Source organism: Actinomadura opuntiae (genome assembly GCF_030283205.1).
In the GTDB taxonomy this organism is placed as follows: Bacteria; Actinomycetota; Actinomycetes; order Streptosporangiales; family Streptosporangiaceae; genus Spirillospora.
This window is the reverse complement of sequence record NZ_JASNWF010000037.1, coordinates 23,552-40,346: the sequence shown is the minus strand read 5'-3', so window position 1 is coordinate 40,346 and position 16,795 is coordinate 23,552. Positions and strand designations below refer to the sequence as shown.

Annotated in this window: 15 protein-coding genes and 1 pseudogene; 10 read left to right on the top strand and 6 right to left on the bottom strand. The window is 73.0% G+C overall.

Annotation, left to right across the window (positions count from 1 at the left end; translation table 11 throughout):
• Positions 1-35 precede the first annotated feature (35 nt).
• Positions 36-485: pseudogene (locus tag QP089_RS45875) on the top strand (DUF4328 domain-containing protein); the annotation flags it as partial.
• Here QP089_RS45875 and coaA read toward each other — a convergent pair.
• On the bottom strand, positions 471-1,412 hold the full coding sequence (gene coaA, locus QP089_RS45870; protein WP_285920894.1) for a type I pantothenate kinase: 942 nt from the start codon (positions 1,410-1,412) through the stop codon (positions 471-473). The pseudogene QP089_RS45875 and the gene coaA sit on opposite strands and share 15 nt — an antisense overlap.
• Before the next feature lie 124 nt (positions 1,413-1,536).
• Between coaA and glmS the strand changes: the two genes are divergently transcribed.
• Positions 1,537-3,396, top strand: a complete 1,860-nt coding sequence (gene glmS / locus QP089_RS45865) for a glutamine--fructose-6-phosphate transaminase (isomerizing) (protein ID WP_285920893.1) — start codon at positions 1,537-1,539, stop codon at positions 3,394-3,396.
• Positions 3,397-3,524: 128 nt separating this feature from the next.
• On the opposite strand, the gene QP089_RS45860 is transcribed toward glmS, so the two are convergent.
• From QP089_RS45860 to QP089_RS45850, 3 genes are all read right to left on the bottom strand, one after another.
• Positions 3,525-3,731, bottom strand: coding sequence for a DUF397 domain-containing protein (locus QP089_RS45860; RefSeq protein ID WP_285920892.1), 207 nt, complete (start codon positions 3,729-3,731; stop codon positions 3,525-3,527).
• Positions 3,732-3,909: 178 nt separating this feature from the next.
• Positions 3,910-4,137 carry a DUF397 domain-containing protein gene (locus QP089_RS45855; RefSeq protein WP_285920891.1) on the bottom strand — a complete coding sequence of 76 codons (228 nt, stop codon included), beginning with the start codon at positions 4,135-4,137 and terminating at the stop codon, positions 3,910-3,912.
• A 56-nt stretch (positions 4,138-4,193) separates the two neighbouring features.
• Entirely contained in the window at positions 4,194-5,057 is an 864-nt protein-coding gene (locus QP089_RS45850; protein WP_285920890.1) for a helix-turn-helix domain-containing protein, read from the bottom strand.
• A gap of 336 nt (positions 5,058-5,393) precedes the next feature.
• Between QP089_RS45850 and QP089_RS45845 the strand changes: the two genes are divergently transcribed.
• From QP089_RS45845 to tsaD, 8 genes are all read left to right on the top strand, one after another.
• On the top strand, positions 5,394-6,866 hold the full coding sequence (locus tag QP089_RS45845; protein ID WP_285920889.1) for an NAD(P)H-hydrate dehydratase: 1,473 nt from the start codon (positions 5,394-5,396) through the stop codon (positions 6,864-6,866).
• A gap of 286 nt (positions 6,867-7,152) precedes the next feature.
• Positions 7,153-8,280, top strand: a complete 1,128-nt coding sequence (alr, locus tag QP089_RS45840; protein WP_285920888.1) for an alanine racemase — start codon at positions 7,153-7,155, stop codon at positions 8,278-8,280.
• A gap of 2 nt (positions 8,281-8,282) precedes the next feature.
• Complete coding sequence (locus QP089_RS45835; protein ID WP_285920887.1) at positions 8,283-9,374, top strand: alpha/beta fold hydrolase; 1,092 nt, start codon at positions 8,283-8,285, stop codon at positions 9,372-9,374.
• Positions 9,375-9,379: 5 nt separating this feature from the next.
• Positions 9,380-9,841, top strand: coding sequence for a tRNA (adenosine(37)-N6)-threonylcarbamoyltransferase complex ATPase subunit type 1 TsaE (gene tsaE, locus QP089_RS45830; RefSeq protein ID WP_285920930.1), 462 nt, complete (start codon positions 9,380-9,382; stop codon positions 9,839-9,841).
• A gap of 134 nt (positions 9,842-9,975) precedes the next feature.
• A complete protein-coding gene (locus tag QP089_RS45825) occupies positions 9,976-11,475 on the top strand; it encodes a hypothetical protein (RefSeq protein WP_285920886.1) in 1,500 nt (499 codons plus the stop codon).
• 84 nt (positions 11,476-11,559) lie between these two features.
• Positions 11,560-12,240 carry a tRNA (adenosine(37)-N6)-threonylcarbamoyltransferase complex dimerization subunit type 1 TsaB gene (gene tsaB, locus QP089_RS45820; RefSeq protein WP_285920885.1) on the top strand — a complete coding sequence of 227 codons (681 nt, stop codon included), beginning with the start codon at positions 11,560-11,562 and terminating at the stop codon, positions 12,238-12,240.
• Entirely contained in the window at positions 12,237-12,728 is a 492-nt protein-coding gene (gene rimI, locus QP089_RS45815) for a ribosomal protein S18-alanine N-acetyltransferase (RefSeq protein ID WP_285920884.1), read from the top strand. Before tsaB ends, rimI begins: the two co-directional genes overlap by 4 nt.
• The gene (gene tsaD / locus QP089_RS45810) at positions 12,725-13,759 is read left to right on the top strand and encodes a tRNA (adenosine(37)-N6)-threonylcarbamoyltransferase complex transferase subunit TsaD (RefSeq protein WP_285920883.1); all 1,035 of its coding nucleotides are present in this window, start codon (positions 12,725-12,727) and stop codon (positions 13,757-13,759) included. The genes rimI and tsaD overlap by 4 nt, the downstream gene beginning before the upstream one ends.
• Here the strand turns inward: tsaD and QP089_RS45805 are convergent.
• Positions 13,749-14,708 carry a phosphotransferase family protein gene (locus QP089_RS45805; protein WP_285920882.1) on the bottom strand — a complete coding sequence of 320 codons (960 nt, stop codon included), beginning with the start codon at positions 14,706-14,708 and terminating at the stop codon, positions 13,749-13,751. The genes tsaD and QP089_RS45805 overlap by 11 nt on opposite strands.
• 256 nt (positions 14,709-14,964) lie before the next feature.
• The gene (locus QP089_RS45800; RefSeq protein WP_285920881.1) at positions 14,965-16,614 is read right to left on the bottom strand and encodes a hypothetical protein; all 1,650 of its coding nucleotides are present in this window, start codon (positions 16,612-16,614) and stop codon (positions 14,965-14,967) included.
• Positions 16,615-16,795: the final 181 nt, after the last annotated feature.

Genomic DNA, 16,795 nt, shown 5'->3' with positions numbered 1-16,795 from the left:
GAAGGGCGTCACGGTTTTGTGATCTCGTCCTCACCGGGGTCGCCGTGCTCGTCTGGCTGTGGCAGGCGCGCACGGCCGCGGAGGTCATCGAGGTGCCGGAGGGCTGGGGCCGGCCGTGGGTGATCGCCGGGTGGTTCGTGCCCGTGCTGAACTTCTGGATCCCGCGCAACGTCGTCGCGTCGGTGTGGCGTGTCAGCGCGCCGCCGCTCAGGTCGGCCTGGCCGGTCAACGCCTGGTGGGCGGCGTTCGTCGTCTGGATCCTGGTCGGACGGCTGGGCGACGGGGACCTCACCGGGACGGTCGGGCACATCCACCGCGAGATCACCCTGTGCGTGGTCGACTGGGCCTTCGGGATCGCGGCGGCCGCGCTGGCCTCGGTGGTCGTCTGGCGGATCACCCGCTTCCAGGAGGCGCAGGCGGTGCGGCTCGCGCAGGCCGCCACGGCGCCGGCGGCCCCGGAGCCCGTGGGCTCAGATCCGGCGTAGCCGGACGCGCTGGACGGCGTGGTCGCGGTCCTTGTGCAGGACGAGGGTGGCGCGGGCGCGGGTCGGCAGGATGTTGGAGACGAGGTTGATCTCGTTGACGTCCCGCCAGACGCGCTTGGCGAACGCGGCGGTCTCGTCCTCGTCCAGCTCGTGGGCGTACTTGTGGAAGTAGGACCGCGGATCGGTGAACGCGGTGCGGCGCAGCGCGAAGAGGCGGTCGATGTACCACTGCATGATGTCCTCGACCCGCGCGTCCACGTAGATGGAGAAGTCGAAGAAGTCGGACACGCCGAGGGTGCCGGGCGGCGGGGCCTGCAGCACGTTCAGGCCCTCGACGATCAGGATGTCGGGCCGCCGGACGGTCTGCCTGGCGTCCGGGACGATGTCGTACTCCAGGTGGGAGTAGACCGGGATGTCGGCCTGCGCCGCCCCCGCCTTGATCGACGAGACGAACCGGACGAGCGCCCGCCGGTCGTAGGACTCGGGGAAACCCTTCCTTTCCATGATCCCGCGCTCGTTAAGGATCGCGTTCGGATACAGGAAACTGTCGGTGGTGACGAGTTCCACGCTCGGGTGCTCGGGCCAGCGGGCCAGCAGCGTGCGCAGCAGCCGCGACGTGGTGGACTTGCCGACCGCGACGCTGCCGGCGACGCCGATGATGAACGGGGTCGGGGCGACCTCGCCGCCGAGGAAGCCGCTGACGGTGTCGCGCAGCCGCCCGTCGGACTGGAAGAACAGGTTGAGCAGCCGCGACAGCGGCAGGTAGACCTCCTCGACCTCGGTGATGTCGATCGGGTCGCGCAGGCCGCGCAGCGCGTCCAGCTCACCGGGGGTGAGGGGCAGCGGGGTGCTCTCGCGCAGGGACCGCCAGGCCTCCCGGGAGAGTTCCACGTAAGGGGTCGGCACGCTGTCCCATCCGCTCGTCATGGCCTGAACGGTAATCCCCGGTTCAGGCGGGTCTCCGGGTTTTCACCGGGCGTCCAACCTAGCGCCACCCGTCTACGCCCCTTGCGGGTAGGTCCGGGCCGGGACACCGAATAGAGTTGCCGCCATGTGCGGAATCGTGGGGTACGTAGGCGGCCGGCCCGCGCTCGACGTCGTGGTCGACGGGCTGGCGAGGCTGGAGTACCGCGGCTACGACTCGGCCGGGGTGGCCGTGCTGGCCGGCGGACGGCTGGCGACGGCGAAGCGCGCGGGCAAGCTCGTGAACCTGAAGGAGGCGCTGGCGGAGGAGCCGCCGCCCGCCGGGACGCTCGGCATGGGGCACACGCGGTGGGCGACGCACGGGCCGCCGAACGACCGCAACGCGCACCCGCACACCGACTGCACCGGCACCGTCGCGGTGATCCACAACGGCATCATCGAGAACTTCGCGGCGCTTCGCGCCGAGCTGGAGGACGCCGGGCACAAGCTGCGGTCCGACACCGACACCGAGGCCGTCGCGCACCTGCTGGAGGACGAGCTCGCCGCGGTGGACGGCAACGCCCGCGACGGCCTGGCCGAGGCGATGCGCCGGGTGTGCCGCCGGCTGGAGGGCGCGTTCACGCTGGTCGCGGTGCACGCCGGCGACGACGACCTGGTGGTCGGGGCGCGCCGCAACTCGCCGCTGGTGGTCGGCGTCGGCGACGGGGAGAACTTCCTGGCCAGCGACGTCGCGGCGTTCATCGAGCACACCCGGGACGCGATCGAGCTGGGCCAGGACCAGGTCGTCGAGCTGCGCTCCGGCGGGGTGACGGTCACCGACTTCGAGGGCCGGCCCGCCGAGGTGACCGAGTACCACGTCGACTGGGACGTGTCGGCCGCCGAGAAGGGCGGCTACGACTACTTCATGCTCAAGGAGATCGCCGAGCAGCCGCGCGCGGTCGCCGACACGCTGCTCGGCCGGATCGGCGCGGACGGCCGGCTGCACCTGGACGAGATGCGCATCACCGACCGGGAGCTGCGCGAGGTCGACAAGATCATCATCGTGGCGTGCGGGACGTCCTACCACGCCGGGCTGATCGCCAAGTACGCGATCGAGCACTGGGCGGGGCTGCCCTGCGAGGTGGAGCTGGCCAGCGAGTTCCGCTACCGCGACTCGATCCTGTCGCCGACGACGCTGGTCATCGCGATCTCCCAGTCCGGGGAGACGATGGACGCGCTGATGGCGGTCCGGCACGCCCGCGAGCAGAAGGCCAAGCTGCTCGGCATCTGCAACGTCAACGGCTCCACGCTGCCGCGCGAGTGCGACGGCGTGCTCTACACGCACGCCGGCCCGGAGATCGCGGTCGCCTCGACCAAGGCGTTCCTCACCCAGCTCGTCGCGGTGTACCTGATCGCGCTCTACATCGCGCAGGTGCGCGGCACCAAGTGGGGCGACGAGGTGTTCGCGATGGTGCAGCTGCTGGAGCGGATGCCGGAGAAGGTCGACAAGGTCCTGGAGACGATGGAGCCGGTCCGCGAGCTGGCCCGGTCCCTGGCCGGCGAGCGGTGCGTGCTGTTCCTCGGCCGGCACGTGGGCTTCCCGGTGGCCCTGGAGGGCGCGCTGAAGCTCAAGGAGCTGGCGTACATGCACGCCGAGGGCTTCGCGGCGGGCGAGCTGAAGCACGGCCCGATCGCGCTGATCGAGCAGGGCCTGCCGGTCGTGGTGGTCGTGCCGCCGCGGGCCCGCGACGTCCTGCACGACAAGATCGTCTCCAATATCCAGGAGATCCGCGCGCGGGGCGCCCGCACCATCGTGATCGCCGAGGAGGGCGACGCGTCGGTGCAGCCGTACGCGGACACGCTGATCAGCGTCCCGGCCGTCCCGACGCTGCTGCAGCCGCTGGTGACGACCGTCCCGCTGCAGGTGTTCGCGTGCGAGCTGGCCACCGCCAAGGGGCACGACGTGGACCAGCCCCGCAACCTCGCCAAGTCGGTCACCGTCGAGTAGCGCCCGGCACGGGGGCGGAGGGGGCGAACGCCTTCTCCGCCCTTTTCCGTGCCGTCCCGGCCCCGCCGGGCACGGGTGCGCGCGGCGATATTCTCGTTCGATTCTGAGATTCTCAGTAAATGCAAGTTTCAGTGCAAGTCGAAGTCTCCCCGCCGGACGGCCGCGACGAACCGGCGCCATTCCCGCGGGGCGAAGTCCAGGCGCGAATCGTCGGCCGCCCCGGCGCGTACGGAGACGATTCCGTCGTCCTGCCCGGCCACTTCGACGCACGTGCCGTTCGCCCCGCAGCGGGTGCTCTTCCTCCAGCGGGGGGACGGCGTGGCATGGAAACTCATCCTGGCTCCCGAATCGGAGACGCATTCTGCTCACGGCGGCGCTGCCGATGCCAAGAACAAGGTAACAAGATTCGCCGGAAATGCCGATGATCAACGTTGACGGCGGCCGCGGCACGGAGGCGGCCCGCCCCGGCGTGCGCCGACGCGGGCCCTCGAACTTCCTCCCCGGAACCCCGGGTCAGCCGGCCAGGTCGAACCGGCCGGCCTTCGCGGCGGCCGTGAACGCCCGCCACTGCGCGGCGGAGAACGTCAGCACGGGGCCGGCGTCGCCGTCGTAGGCGTCCCGAGCGGCGACCGCGCCGCCGTGCAGGCTCCCGATCTCGACGCAGGCGCCGTTGCCCGCGCAGCGCGCGCTCTTGCGCCAGCCGGTCGCGCCGGCCGTGGACCCGGTGGTTTCGGTCGTCATTTCGAACGAGGACACGCGTTGGCCTTTCCTGGGTTTATGCACCGCCATGGGCGGTGTCAACGCCAGACGGCCCGCGCTCGCGCGATCAATTCGACGGACTCGGCGCTGCCGAGTGCGACCCGTGCCATTCCTTCGAAGGCGAGGCGATACATGTGCGTGATCTTCTCGTCGATGAACTGGCTGACCGTGAGACTTTCCGTGTGAACGATGTCCGGAAAGACGACGTCGTGAACCGGGTCGAACTCCAGCAGCTGGAAAGACGCCTCCATGAGTGGATGGGCGACGCCCAGCCGCATGATGCGCAGAGTCACGTTCGGCAGTTCGGCGACCGTGCGGAGATGGTCGAGCTGCGCTCGCATGACCGCGGGATCGCCGACGAGGCGCTGCAGCACGGACTCGTCCAGCAGGACGGTGTATTCGACAGGTTCTGCTCTGTGCAGGATTCCCTGGCGACGCATCCGCACCTCGACCCTGCGGTCGATCTCCCGCGGCGGAACGGTGTCGAAAAGATGCAGCCCGGAGATCGTCGCACGCGCGTACGCCTCGGTTTGCAGGAGGCCCGGAACGATGTAGGTCTCCCATTGCGTGATCTTGTTCGCTTCGTCTTCCAGTGCGATCAGTGCGGAGTAGCCGCCGGGGAGTTCCCGGTAACCCTCCCACCAGCCCTTCTCGGAGGCATCGTGTGCGAGGGCGATCAGCTCGGTTCGGTGGGATTCGGCGATGTCGTAAAGGTCGATGAGCGCGAGGATGTCGTCGATCTTCGCGCCGGTACGCGCGTTCTCCAGCCGGCTCACCTTGGCGGTCGACCAGGCCAGCCGCTCGGCGACATCGTCTCCGGTGAGTCCCTTCTGTTCCCTGAGCCGCCGGAGTTCGGCGGCGAGCCGGCGCTGCCGGACGGTCGGACCCCGGAACGGGGTCATGTCACCGGACGCACCCCGCGACGCGATCACCGTTCCGACCCCCTTCCGTCCGGGGAGCGGCCCCGTCGCAGTGTGCCGCACCGGGACCGTCCTGCGCTGCACGTTGGCTGATCATTTTACGGGTTTTTCCTCACCCGCGCCGCACTGCAACTTCCGCGAAATCACACGCTAACTCACCTTTCGTGCAGCACACCATGAACCGGACCCGGTGAACGGCCGCCATTGCCGGGCCGATTGCGCCGCGCCCGCTCGTTCCCCTCCGCCCGGTTACGCGGCGCGGCGGCGTGGCAGGGTAAGTGATGTGATCGTCGGGACGGCGCACCAGGGGAGCGGCGGATGAGGTACGCGCACGAGGTCGGAAAGGTGCGGGCGGCGGAGCGCGCGCTGATGGCGCGGCTCCCCGAAGGCGCGCTCATGCAGCGGGCCGCCGCGGGACTGGCGGCGGTCTGCGCCCGCGTCCTGCCCGCCGTCTACGGGTCCCGCGTGGTGCTGCTGGTCGGCGGCGGCGACAACGGCGGCGACGCCCTCTACGCCGGCGCCCGGCTGGCCCGCCGCGGCGCCCGCGTGCTGGCCGTCCAGGCCGGCTCCAAGATCCACGAGGGCGGACTCGCCGCGCTGCGCGCCGCCGGCGGCCGCCTCCTCGGCGACGACCCCGCGGACGCCGTCGCCGGCGCCGACCTCATCGTCGACGGCCTCACCGGCATCGGCGGCACCGGCGCCCTGCGCGACCCGCACGCCCGCCTCGCCGCGCTCGCCTCCGAGGCGCCCGGCCTCGTCGTCGCCTGCGACGTCCCGAGCGGCGTCGACGCCGGCACCGGAAGCGTCGCCGGCGACGCCGTGCACGCCGACATCACCGTCACCTTCGGCACCCACAAGCCCGGCCTGCTGATCGACCCCGGCGCCTCGCACTGCGGCGTCGTCGAGCTCGTCGACATCGGCCTCGGCGACGACCTGCCCGACCCCGACGTGGTCGCCGCCCGCCCCGCCGACGTCCGCCCGCCCGAGCCCGGGCCCGAGTCCGACAAGTACCGGCGCGGCGTCGTCGGCATCCTCGCCGGCGGCGACGAGTACACCGGCGCCGCCGTCCTCAGCACCGGCGGCGCGGTCCGCGGCGGCGCGGGCATGGTGCGCTTCGCCTCCGTCGCGCACCCCGTCGAACTCGTCCGGCACCGCTGGCCCGAGGTCGTCACCACGGTGATCGAGCCCGGCCCGCACGACGCGAAGGTCCTCGAACGCATCGGCCGCGTCCAGGCGTGGGTCGCCGGCCCCGGCCTCGGCACCGGCGACGCCGCCGAGTCGCTGCTGGAGGCCGTCCTGTCCACCGACCTGCCCGTCCTGGTCGACGCCGACGGCCTCACCGTCCTCGCCCGCCGCCGCGACCTGCTGCTGCGTCCCGCGCCGACCGTCCTCACCCCGCACGCCGGCGAGCTGTCCCGCCTCATCGACGCCACCCGCGAGGACATCGAGGCCCACCGCCTGGAGCACGTCCGCCGCGCCGCCGTCGAACTGTCCGCGACCGTCCTGCTCAAGGGCTCGACGACCCTGGTCGCCGAACAGGACCGGCCCGTCCGCGTCAACCCGACCGGCACCCCGCGGCTGGCCACCGCCGGCACCGGCGACGTCCTGTCCGGCCTGGTCGGCGCCCTGCTCGCCGGTGGCATGCCCGCCCTCGACGCGGCCGCCGCCGGCGCCTACCTGCACGGCCTCGCCGCCCGCCTGGCCTCCGCCCCCCACCCCGACGCCGCCGAGTCCCCGATCAGCGCCCACGACGTCATCACCGCCCTCCCCGACGCGTTCCGTAGTGTTTAAAAATCCCGGCCCAGGGCGCTCGCCTAGCGGCTCGCACCCTGACCGTGATTTGGCGAGCGCGGCCTCGCTTCGCGAGCTTCCCGGTGGGGGCTCGCCTTCGGCTTCGCCCCCACCGGTCAGGTAGCGCGCTCGCGTGACGGTTGAGGCGTCCGCTCCGCTGATGTCGAACCGTGGGCGGAGGAAACGCGTCATAGGGGGCAGAAGGCGCACGGGGGTGCGCCTCACCGGGGCGGGTCCGGGCGGGGGTGCTCCGGGCACGGGCTCGGGAACGGCAGACTGGGTGACCATGAGGGTTCCTGCGGAGGCGCGCGTCGACCTGGACGCCATTGCCGGGAACATCGGGCTGCTGCGCGAGAAGGCGGGCGGCGCCGAGGTGATGGCGATGGTGAAGGCCGAGGCGTACGGGCACGGCCTGGTGGAGGCGGGGCGCGCGGCGCTCGTCGGGGGCGCGACGTGGCTGGGCGTGGCGAAGCTGGCGGAGGCGCTGGCGCTGCGGGACGCGGGCGTGGACGTCCGGACGCTGGTGTGCCTGGGCGTGCCCGGCGAGCCGTTCGAGCAGGCCGTGGCGCGCGACGTCGACCTGACCGTGGGCGCCTTGTGGCTGGTGGACGAGCTGGTCCGGGCGGCCGAGCGGGCGGGGCGCCCGGCGCGGGTGCACCTGAAGGCCGACACCGGCATGACGCGGGGCGGGGCGCGCGGGCAGGACTGGCGCGACCTGGTGGACGCGGCGCTGACGGCGGAGGCGGCCGGGCACCTGCGGGTGGTGGGGGCGATGTCGCACTTCGCGTGCGCGGACGAGCCCGGCCATCCGTCCATCGGCACGCAGCTCGGCGCGTTCACCGAGATGGTGGAGCACGCGGAGAAGGCGGGCGCGCGGCTCGAGGTCCGGCATCTGGCGAATTCGGCGGCGGCGCTGACCCTGCCGGAGGCGCGGTTCGACCTCGTACGGCCGGGTATCGCGACGTACGGGCTGACACCGGTGCCGTCGCTCGGTACCTTCGGGTTGCGGCCGGCGATGACGCTGGTGGCGGACGCGGCGCTGGTCAAGCGGGTTCCGGCGGGCAGCGGCGTGTCGTACGGGCACACCTACTTCACGAAGAGCGAGACGAACCTCGCGGTGGTGCCGGCCGGGTACGGCGACGGCATCCCGCGGCACGGGTCGAACGTGCTGGAGGTCCTCGCGGCCGGTCGCCGCCGGACGATCGCCGGACGGGTCTGCATGGACCAGTTCGTCATCGATCTCGGGGACGACGAGATGGCGGCGGGGGAGGAGATCGTGCTGTTCGGGCCGGGCGACCGGGGCGAGCCGACCGCGCAGGAGTGGGCGGACGCGCTCGGCACGATCTCCTACGAGATCGTCACCCGGATCGGGTCCCGGGTGCCGAGGGTCTATCGGGGGCGGCAGGGGGCGTGAGGATGGACGTCAGGAACAGGCGGCTGATCGGGATCGCCGGGGCCGTCGCGGGTGTCGGCGCGGCCGGGGTGGGCGCGGCGGTGGGGCTGCGGCGGCTGGCCGTGGGCCGGGTGCGGCTGCGCCCCGACCCGGACGCCGGCGAGCCGTTCGGCGAGCTGCGCGGCCGGACGATGTCCGTCCGCGCCTCCGACGGCCTGAAGCTGCACGTCGAGGTCGACGGCCCCGACGACGCCGAGCTCACGGTCGTGTTCTGCCACGGCTACTGCCTGAACCAGGACTCCTGGCACTACCAGCGCCGCGACCTGCGGGGACGGCTGCGGATGGTGTTCTGGGACCAGCGCAGCCACGGCCGCTCCGGGCGCGGCGACCCGGTGCACGCGACGATCGAGCAGACCGGCGAGGACCTGGCCGCGGTGCTGCGCGCGGCGGCCCCCGAGGGGCCGGTGGTCCTGGTCGGGCACTCGATGGGCGGCATGTCGATCATGGCGCTGGCGGACGCGCATCCCGAGCTGTTCGGGCCGCGGGTCGTCGGCGCCGCGCTGGTCAACACCTCGTGCGGGGACCTGGCGGAGATGACGCTCGGGCTGCCGCTGCTGCTGGCCAAGGTCGTCCGGCCGCTGGCGCCGCGCACCCTGCGGGGCCTCGGCCGGCGCGCCGACCTGGTGGACCGGGCGCGCGGGCTGGGCGCCGACCTGGCGTTCGTCGTCACCCGGAAGATGGCGTTCGCCGACAAGCAGGTCAGCCCCACGGTCGTCGACTTCCTGGAGCAGATGATCAGGGCGACCCCGATCGACGTGATCGCGGAGTTCTACCCGGCGCTGATGGTGCACGACAAGGTCGGGTCGCTGGAGGCGCTGGGCCGGGTGCCCGTGCTGGTGGCGGTCGGCGGGCAGGACCGGCTGACCCCGCCCGCGCACGGCCGCCGCGTCGCCTGGGCGCTGCCGGACGCGGAGCTGGTAGAGGTGGAGGAGGCCGGGCACGTGCTGCCGCTGGAGTATCCGGGCGTGGTCACCGGCGGGCTGCGCCGGCTGGTCGAGCGCGTCCGTCCGGGCTGCCTGGAGGCCGGCCGCGAGGAGGAGGAGCGCACGGCATGAGCGGCATGACCGTCACCGTCCCGAGCGACGGGGACATGCGGGAGTTCGGCGTCCGGCTGGCCGGGCTGCTGCGGGCCGGGGACCTGGTGGTGATGACGGGCCACCTCGGCGCGGGCAAGACGACGCTGACGCAGGGGATCGGCGAGGGCCTCAAGGTCCGCGGGCCGGTCACCTCGCCGACGTTCGTCATCGCGCGGGTGCACCCGTCGCTGGCGGGCGGCCCGCCGCTGGTGCACGTGGACGCCTACCGGCTGGGCGGTTTCGCGGAGCTCGACGATCTCGATCTCGACGCCTCGGTGGCGGAATCGGTGACGATCGTGGAATGGGGAGAAGGCCTCGCCGAGGGCCTCGCCGACGACCGGCTGGAAGTGATCATTTCGCGCGGGGACGGGCCGGGCGAGACGCGCGAAGTAAGGATCGAAGGCGTCGGTGATCGCTGGAGCGACCTGCCCGGCGACCTGGACTGAGAAGGATCGGAGATCTTCTCCGATTTTCGTAAGTGCCGCCGGACCACTTTGCTGTGAGATGTCGTACTCTTTGCCGGAACGAACCTCACCTACGCGACATATCAGAGATTTCCGCAAAGCAGGAGTGGGATCCGGTGAGTGGCAGCCATCGCAGCGGCGACGACCGCACGAGGGACGGCGCGTACGGGCCGTACCCGGGGCAGGACGGCCGCCGTGCCTCGGGCACGGGCGGCCACCCGGCGGGCGCCGGGGACCGCGAGAGCGGCTCCGGCGGCCACCCGTCCGCGCCCGGAACCGGCGGCTACCCGTCCGCGCCCGGAACCGGCGGCTACCCCTCCGTGCCCGGCTCCGGCGCTTACCCGCCCCCGCCCCCGCCCGTCGGCTCCGGCGGCTACCCTTCGTCCTCGGGCGGCTACCCCTCGTCAGGAACCGGGGGTTATCCGGCCGCGAGCGGCGGCTACGGCACCGGCGGCTACCCCACAGGTGAGTACCCGACCGGCGGGTACCCCGCCCAGGGCGGCGCCCAGCCCCCCGAGAGCGGCCGCTACTCGACGAGCGGCGGCTACCCGGCCGGCGGCGACCGGTACTCCGCCGAGAGCGGCAGGTATTCGACCGCCGGCGGCGCGTACCCGTCCGAAGGCGGCCGGTACTCGACGGGCGGCTACCCCTCCGAGAGCGGCAGCTACCCGATCGGCGACTACGCGACGGGCGGCAGCTACGAGACCGGGTCCGGCAGCGGCAACTACCCGGCCGACAGCGGCGGCTACTCCGCCCGGCGCGACCGCTACGACTCGGGCAGCGGCGACTACCGGTCCGGCAGCGGCGACTACGCGGCGGAGAGCGGCGGATACCGCGCGGGCAGCGGCGGATACGCCGCCGGGAGCGGCGGCCACCGGGCCGGAAGCGGCGGATACCGGACGGCCAGCGGCAGCCACCGGGTCGCCCGCGAGCGCCGCGGCGGCCGGCGCGGCGCGATCCTGCTGGCAGCGGGCGGCGCCGTGGCGGCCTGCGCGCTGGCGGTGTTCCTCATCCTGAATGGCGTCGGCGGCGGCGCCGAGCACGGCACGGGCCAGGCCGTCGGCAGCGGCGCCACCGACAGCTCCCCGACGGCGAGCGGCGAGCGCTCGGCGGTGCCCGACTCCTGCTCGGTCCTCGGCAAGGATCTGATCGACCGGCTGGCCCCCGGCTCCGAGCAGAACCCGGCCGACAACTACCAGAACAACGACCAGCAGAACGGCTGCGTCTGGGGCGCCTACGCCGGTGACAAGAAGCGCCAGCTCACCGTCGAGCTGCGCGCGATCGCCGGGACGTCCGGGCAGACCCCGACCGCCGTCGCGCAGAGCACCATCGCCACCGAGCGCAGCGCCGACGAGTCCGGCAAGTCCCTGCTCGCGGGGCAGGAGCTGACCGAGAAGAGCGACGTCAAGGGCGTCGGCGACGAGGGCTACCTGGTCTACAGCGTCGACAAGGGGCAGGGCTCCGGCGAGGCGATCACCAACGTGCGGCTCGCGAACGTGCTGGTGACGATCCACTACTCCGGATCCGACGACGGCGACCCGCTGTCGTCCAAGGACGCCGGCGACGGCGCCACCGAGGTGGCCAAGACCGTCCTGCAGGCGCTCGACAAGGCCTGACCTCCCCGCCGGGCCCGGGGCCGCGGTACCGCCGTCCCGGATGAGGCACCGTGCAGGCCACCGGCTGGACTAGGCTTACAACCCGTGCTGGTCTTGGCTTTCGACACCGCGACCGCCGCGATCACGGTGGCGCTGCATGAGTGGATCCCCGGCGAGGGCGCGCGGCGCCGTGCCCAGGCCGAGGCCGTCGACCGGCGCAGGCACACCGAGCTGCTCACCCCGTCCATCAAGGCCGTGCTGGCCGAGGCGGGCGCGGCGCCCGACACGCTCAGCGCGATCGCCGTCGGCGTGGGCCCCGGCCCGTACACCGGCCTGCGCGTCGGGCTGGTCACGGCGCGCGCGATGGGCGAGTCGCTGGGCGTCCCGGTGCACGGTGTCTGCACGCTAGACGCCATCGCCTGGGCCTCCGGACGGGACGAGCCGTTCGCGGTCGCCACGGACGCCCGCCGCAAGGAGGTCTACTGGGCGCGGTACGCCTCGTCGCGCGCCCGCGCCACCGAGCCCGCCGTCGGCCCCGCCGCCGACGTCCTGGACGGCGCCCCAGAGGGGCTTCCGGTGATCGGCGAGGGCGCGGCCCTGTACCCGGAGGTCCTCGGCGCCGGCGGGCACGAGCCGCTGCTGCCCACCGCGTCCGCCGTCGCGGAGCTGGCCGTCGCGCGGCTGGCCGGCGAGAAGGGCCCCGACCTGCTGCCGCCCGAGCCGCTGTACCTGCGCAGGCCCGACGCGAAGGAGCCGGGCCCGCGCAAGAAGGTGACCGGGCGGTGACCGACGTCGTGCTGCGCGGCATGACCCGCGCCGACCTGCCCGCCGTCCACGCGCTGGAGCAGGTCCTGTTCCCCGACGACGCGTGGAGCGAGCAGATGCTCGCCGAGGAGCTGGCCGGCCAGCCCGCCACCCGCCACTACGTCGTCGCCGAGGAGCCCGGCGGCGAGATCGTCGGCTACGCGGGCCTCGCCGCCGCGGGCGGGCAGGCCGACGTGCAGACGATCGGGGTGCGCGCCGACCGCCGCGGCGCCGGGATCGGCGCCGCCCTGCTCACCGAGCTGATGGACGAGGCGTCCCGCCGCAACGCCGAGGCGGTGTTCCTGGAGGTCCGCGCCGACAACCCGCCCGCGCGCCGGCTCTACGAGCGGTTCGGGTTCTTCGAGGTCGGGATCCGCAAGCGCTACTACCAGCCCGCCGACGTCGACGCGGTGGTGATGTGCCGCCGCTTGGAGCGCCGTCCGGTGGGCTTCACCAGGGGGAGCACATGATCCGCGAAGAACCGCTGGTCCTCGGCATCGAGACCTCGTGCGACGAGACGGGCGTCGGGATCGTCCGCGGCCGCACGCTGCTGGCCGACGCGATCGCCTCCAGCGTCGAGCAGCACGCCCGCTTCGGCGGCGTGGTGCCCGAGGTCGCGTCCCGCGCGCACCTGGAGGCGATGGGCCCGACCGTCGAGCGGGCGCTGAACGAGGCGGGCGTGGCGTTCACCGACATCGACGCGTTCGCCGTCACCGCCGGCCCCGGCCTGCCCGGCGCCCTGATGGTCGGCGTCGCCGCCGCCAAGGCGTACGCGCTGTCGCTCGGCAAGCCGCTGTACGGCGTCAACCACCTCGCCGCGCACGTCTGCGTCGACCAGCTCGAACACGGTCCGCTGCCGAAGCCGTGCGTGGCGATGCTGGTGTCGGGCGGGCACTCCTCGCTGCTGCTGGTGCCGGACGTCGCGGGCGACGTCCGCTCGCTCGGCAGCACCGTCGACGACGCCGCGGGCGAGGCGTTCGACAAGGTCGCGCGCGTCCTCGGCCTGGGCTTCCCCGGCGGCCCGGTGATCGACCGGATGGCCCGCGAGGGCGACCCCGCCGCGATCGCGTTCCCGCGCGGCAAGTACAACGACGGCACCTACGACTTCTCGTTCTCCGGCCTGAAGACGGCCGTGGCGCGCTGGGTGGAGGCCAAGGAGCGCGCGGGCGAGGCCGTCCCCGTCCCGGACGTCGCCGCGTCCTTCCAGGAGGCCGTCGTGGACGTCCTCACCCAGAAGGCGCTCAAGGTCTGCAAGGACAACGGCGTCCACGACCTGCTGATCGGCGGCGGCGTCGCGGCCAACTCGCGGCTGCGCGCCCTGGCCGCCGAGCGCTGCGAGGCCGCCGGCGTCCGGCTGCGCGTCCCGCGCCCGAAGCTGTGCACCGACAACGGCGCGATGGTCGCCGCCCTCGGCTCCGAACTCGTCGCCTCCGGCCTCGACCCGTCCGAGCTGGACCTCCCCGCCGACTCCAGCCTCCCGGTCGAGTCGGTCACCCTCTGAGGGCGGCCGCCAACGAGTCGAGGTAGTCCTCGAAGAGGGGGACCTTGGCCTCGTCGATGATGCGGCCGTCGTCCTCGGGGAGCAGGTCGAGCAGGCAGCGGACGTCCCAGTACGGGTCGTGCTGGTGGCCGCCGGAGACCTGGTCGAACGAGGCGAGGAAGCGGTCGGCGACGGGCACGCCGTAGCGCAGGGCGAGGGCGCGGCGCATCCGGGCGACGTCGACCGCGACGGGGCCGCACGAGGCGTCCGACCAGTCGACGACGCCGGTCAGCTTGCCGTAGGACCACAGCGTGTTGTCGGGATGGTAGTCGCGGTGGAGGAAGCGGGCGGGCGCGTCCGGCGCGGGCCCGGCGGCGATCTCGAAGGCGCGCTCCCACAGCCGCGGCCGCGTCGCGTGCTTGGGCGGGTTGCGCTGGTCGAGCCGGTTGTAGGGGACGTACGGCGGCATCGTGGACGCGCCGTGCAGCGCGTGCACCGGCAGCAGCGCGGCGGCGAGCTGGATGAGGTACTCGGGCAGGTCGTCGGGGGACGGCCGGGGCGGATGGCCGACCAGCCGGCTGATCAGCAGCGCGGGGACGTCGCAGTGCGCGCCGGACGGGTCGGCGGCGACGAGCCCGGGGGTCGGGATCTCGCAGCCCGCCAGCAGCGCGAGCGCGGCGATCTCGCGCTCGGGGGAGAACTCGGTGTCGCCGTAGGAGCGGCGGCCGGGGCCGGCGTCCAGGCCGGTGTCGCGGCCGGTCCAGCGGCGCAGCACCAGCCGGTGCGCGGTCCCGGACGGCGTCTCCACCACGAGCGCGTGGTTGGCGTGCGCGGTGCCGCCCGGCAGCGGCCGCACCATCCGCACCTCGGCGCCCTTGCCGAGGCAGCCCTCCACCCAGCGCAGGGTGGCGTGGCCGGGTGGGGCGCCGGTCGGCAGGCAGGGAGCCGGTGTGCGAGTCACGAGATCCATGAAAACGGATTCCGAAGGGTATTGGGAGTGATTTTGCGAAGACGGAACGTAACAAAATGCACGTCATCGCGGTGGCGTGCCGGAGGCCCTCCGGTCGTCTCACCGGATTGCCGGACAAACCTCGCAGATTCCGTGCGGGATCCGAACACCCGGGACGGGGGCCGTCCGCCACCGCGGACGCGGAGGCGGGTGGGGCCGCGGACGCGGGGCGGGTGGGGCCGGGCCCGCCGTGCGGGAGCGGCCCCACCCGCGCCGGTCAGTCCTTGCCGTCGCGGCGCGGGCGCAGCAGCGCCTCGGCCAGCGCGAGCATCGTCTCCTCCAGCGTGGACAGCCGCTTCAGCACGTCCTCGTGCACCGCGTTCACCTGCTTGGACACGTCGTCGTGGACGCCGTCGACCTTGCGGCCCACCTCGTCCTGCACGTGCGAGAAGCGCTTGGCGAACTCCGCCTGCACCGACTCCGCCCGCCGCGTCACCTCGTCCTGCACGCCGTCCACCCGCCGGCCGAACTCCTCCTGCGCCCCGCCGACCTGCCGGGCCACGTCCTCCTGCATTCCGGCGACCTGCTTGGCGACCGAGTCGTGGATGCTGCCGACCTGCCGGGTGACGTCCTCGTGGATGTCGCCGATCCGCTTGCCGAAGTCGTCGTGCACCCCGCTCACCTGCCTCGCCACCTCGTGGTGCACGGACTCGACCTGCTTGGTGACGTCGATGTGCACCGACTCCACCCGCCGGGACACGAGGTCGACCTGCGCGGTGAACTCCTCCAGGGCCACGTCGACCCGCTTGGCGACCTCCTCGTGGATGCCCTCGATCCGCTTGCGCACGTCCTCGTGCACGTCCTCGAACCGGCGGGAGAACTCGTCCATGCGCTTGGCGACGTCGCTGTAGGCCGTCTCGGCGATCTGCGACATCGTGGCCTTGACCTCGTCGCGGTCGGGCCGGGCGCGCAGCTCCTCGATCAGCGGGTCGACCGCGTCGGCCAGGTGCTTCTCCAGCGCGTCGAACCGGTCGCTGTGGTCCATCATCGGACGGCGGGCCAGCTCGCCCACCATGCGGTGCAGCTCGGCGATCTCCAGGGTGGCCGGCAGCCGGCCGATCCGCTCGCCCACGCCGTCGATCCGGCCCTCGATGCTCTCGAACCGGCCGTCCACGCCCTCCAGCTTGCCCGACAGGCCCTCGAGGCGCCCGTCGACCCCGTCCAGCCGGCCGTCCAGCCCGTCCAGCCGGCCGCCGACGCCCTCGACCCGGCCGTTGACCGCCTCGAGCCCCTGCTCCATCCGCTCGGCCATCTCGCCGAGCGCCTGGTCGACCCGGGCGGTGACGCCGTTGATCGAGTGCTCCAGCCGCTCGGACCGGTGCCCGAGCTCGGCCAGCGACTTGTCCAGCCGGTTGAAGCGGACGGACGCGGCCTCCATGCTGCCCTGGAGCTTGTCCAGCCGCTTGGTCATCTCCTCCATGCGCTGCGACGCCTGCTGGGTGGCGTCGGTGATGTGCTGCGCGGAGTCCAGGACGGCCTGGATGCGGGTCAGGCCCTCGTCGACGTTCTCGGCGACGACGCCGACGTCGGCCCACAGCGCGGGCAGCTCGGCGACCGGCTTGACCCGCTCGCCGAGGCCGTCGATGTGCTCGGCCAGCCCCTCGGCCCACTCCGGGGGCTTGCCGACCAGCTCGTCGACCTGGCCGCGGACGGTGTCGAGCTGCCCGGTCAGCCCGCTGATCTCGCGCTCGCGGACCTCGCGGAGCAGCCACTCCATCCCTTCCAGCCGCTGGCGGATCTCGTCCAGGACCTGACCCTGTGAGCGCTGTTCATAGACGTGGTCCTGCGCCGCACGGGCGAGCAACTCCCGCATCCGATCCGAGACCGGTTGACCCCCCGTCTGCAGGAAGTTGTGATTCGTTTCCACCCGATGCTCCTTCGTGTGCCGGACGCGTCGAAATGGCGTACGGCAATGAATCGTGAAGTCGCCACTGTAGTGCGTGTGAAGCGCCGCTATAACGGGGAGCAGGGAACGTCGCGGGTTCTGCGGAATGCGCCTGTTATCCCACTGGCGGGGATTGACGGTGTTCACCGAACATACGGTGATT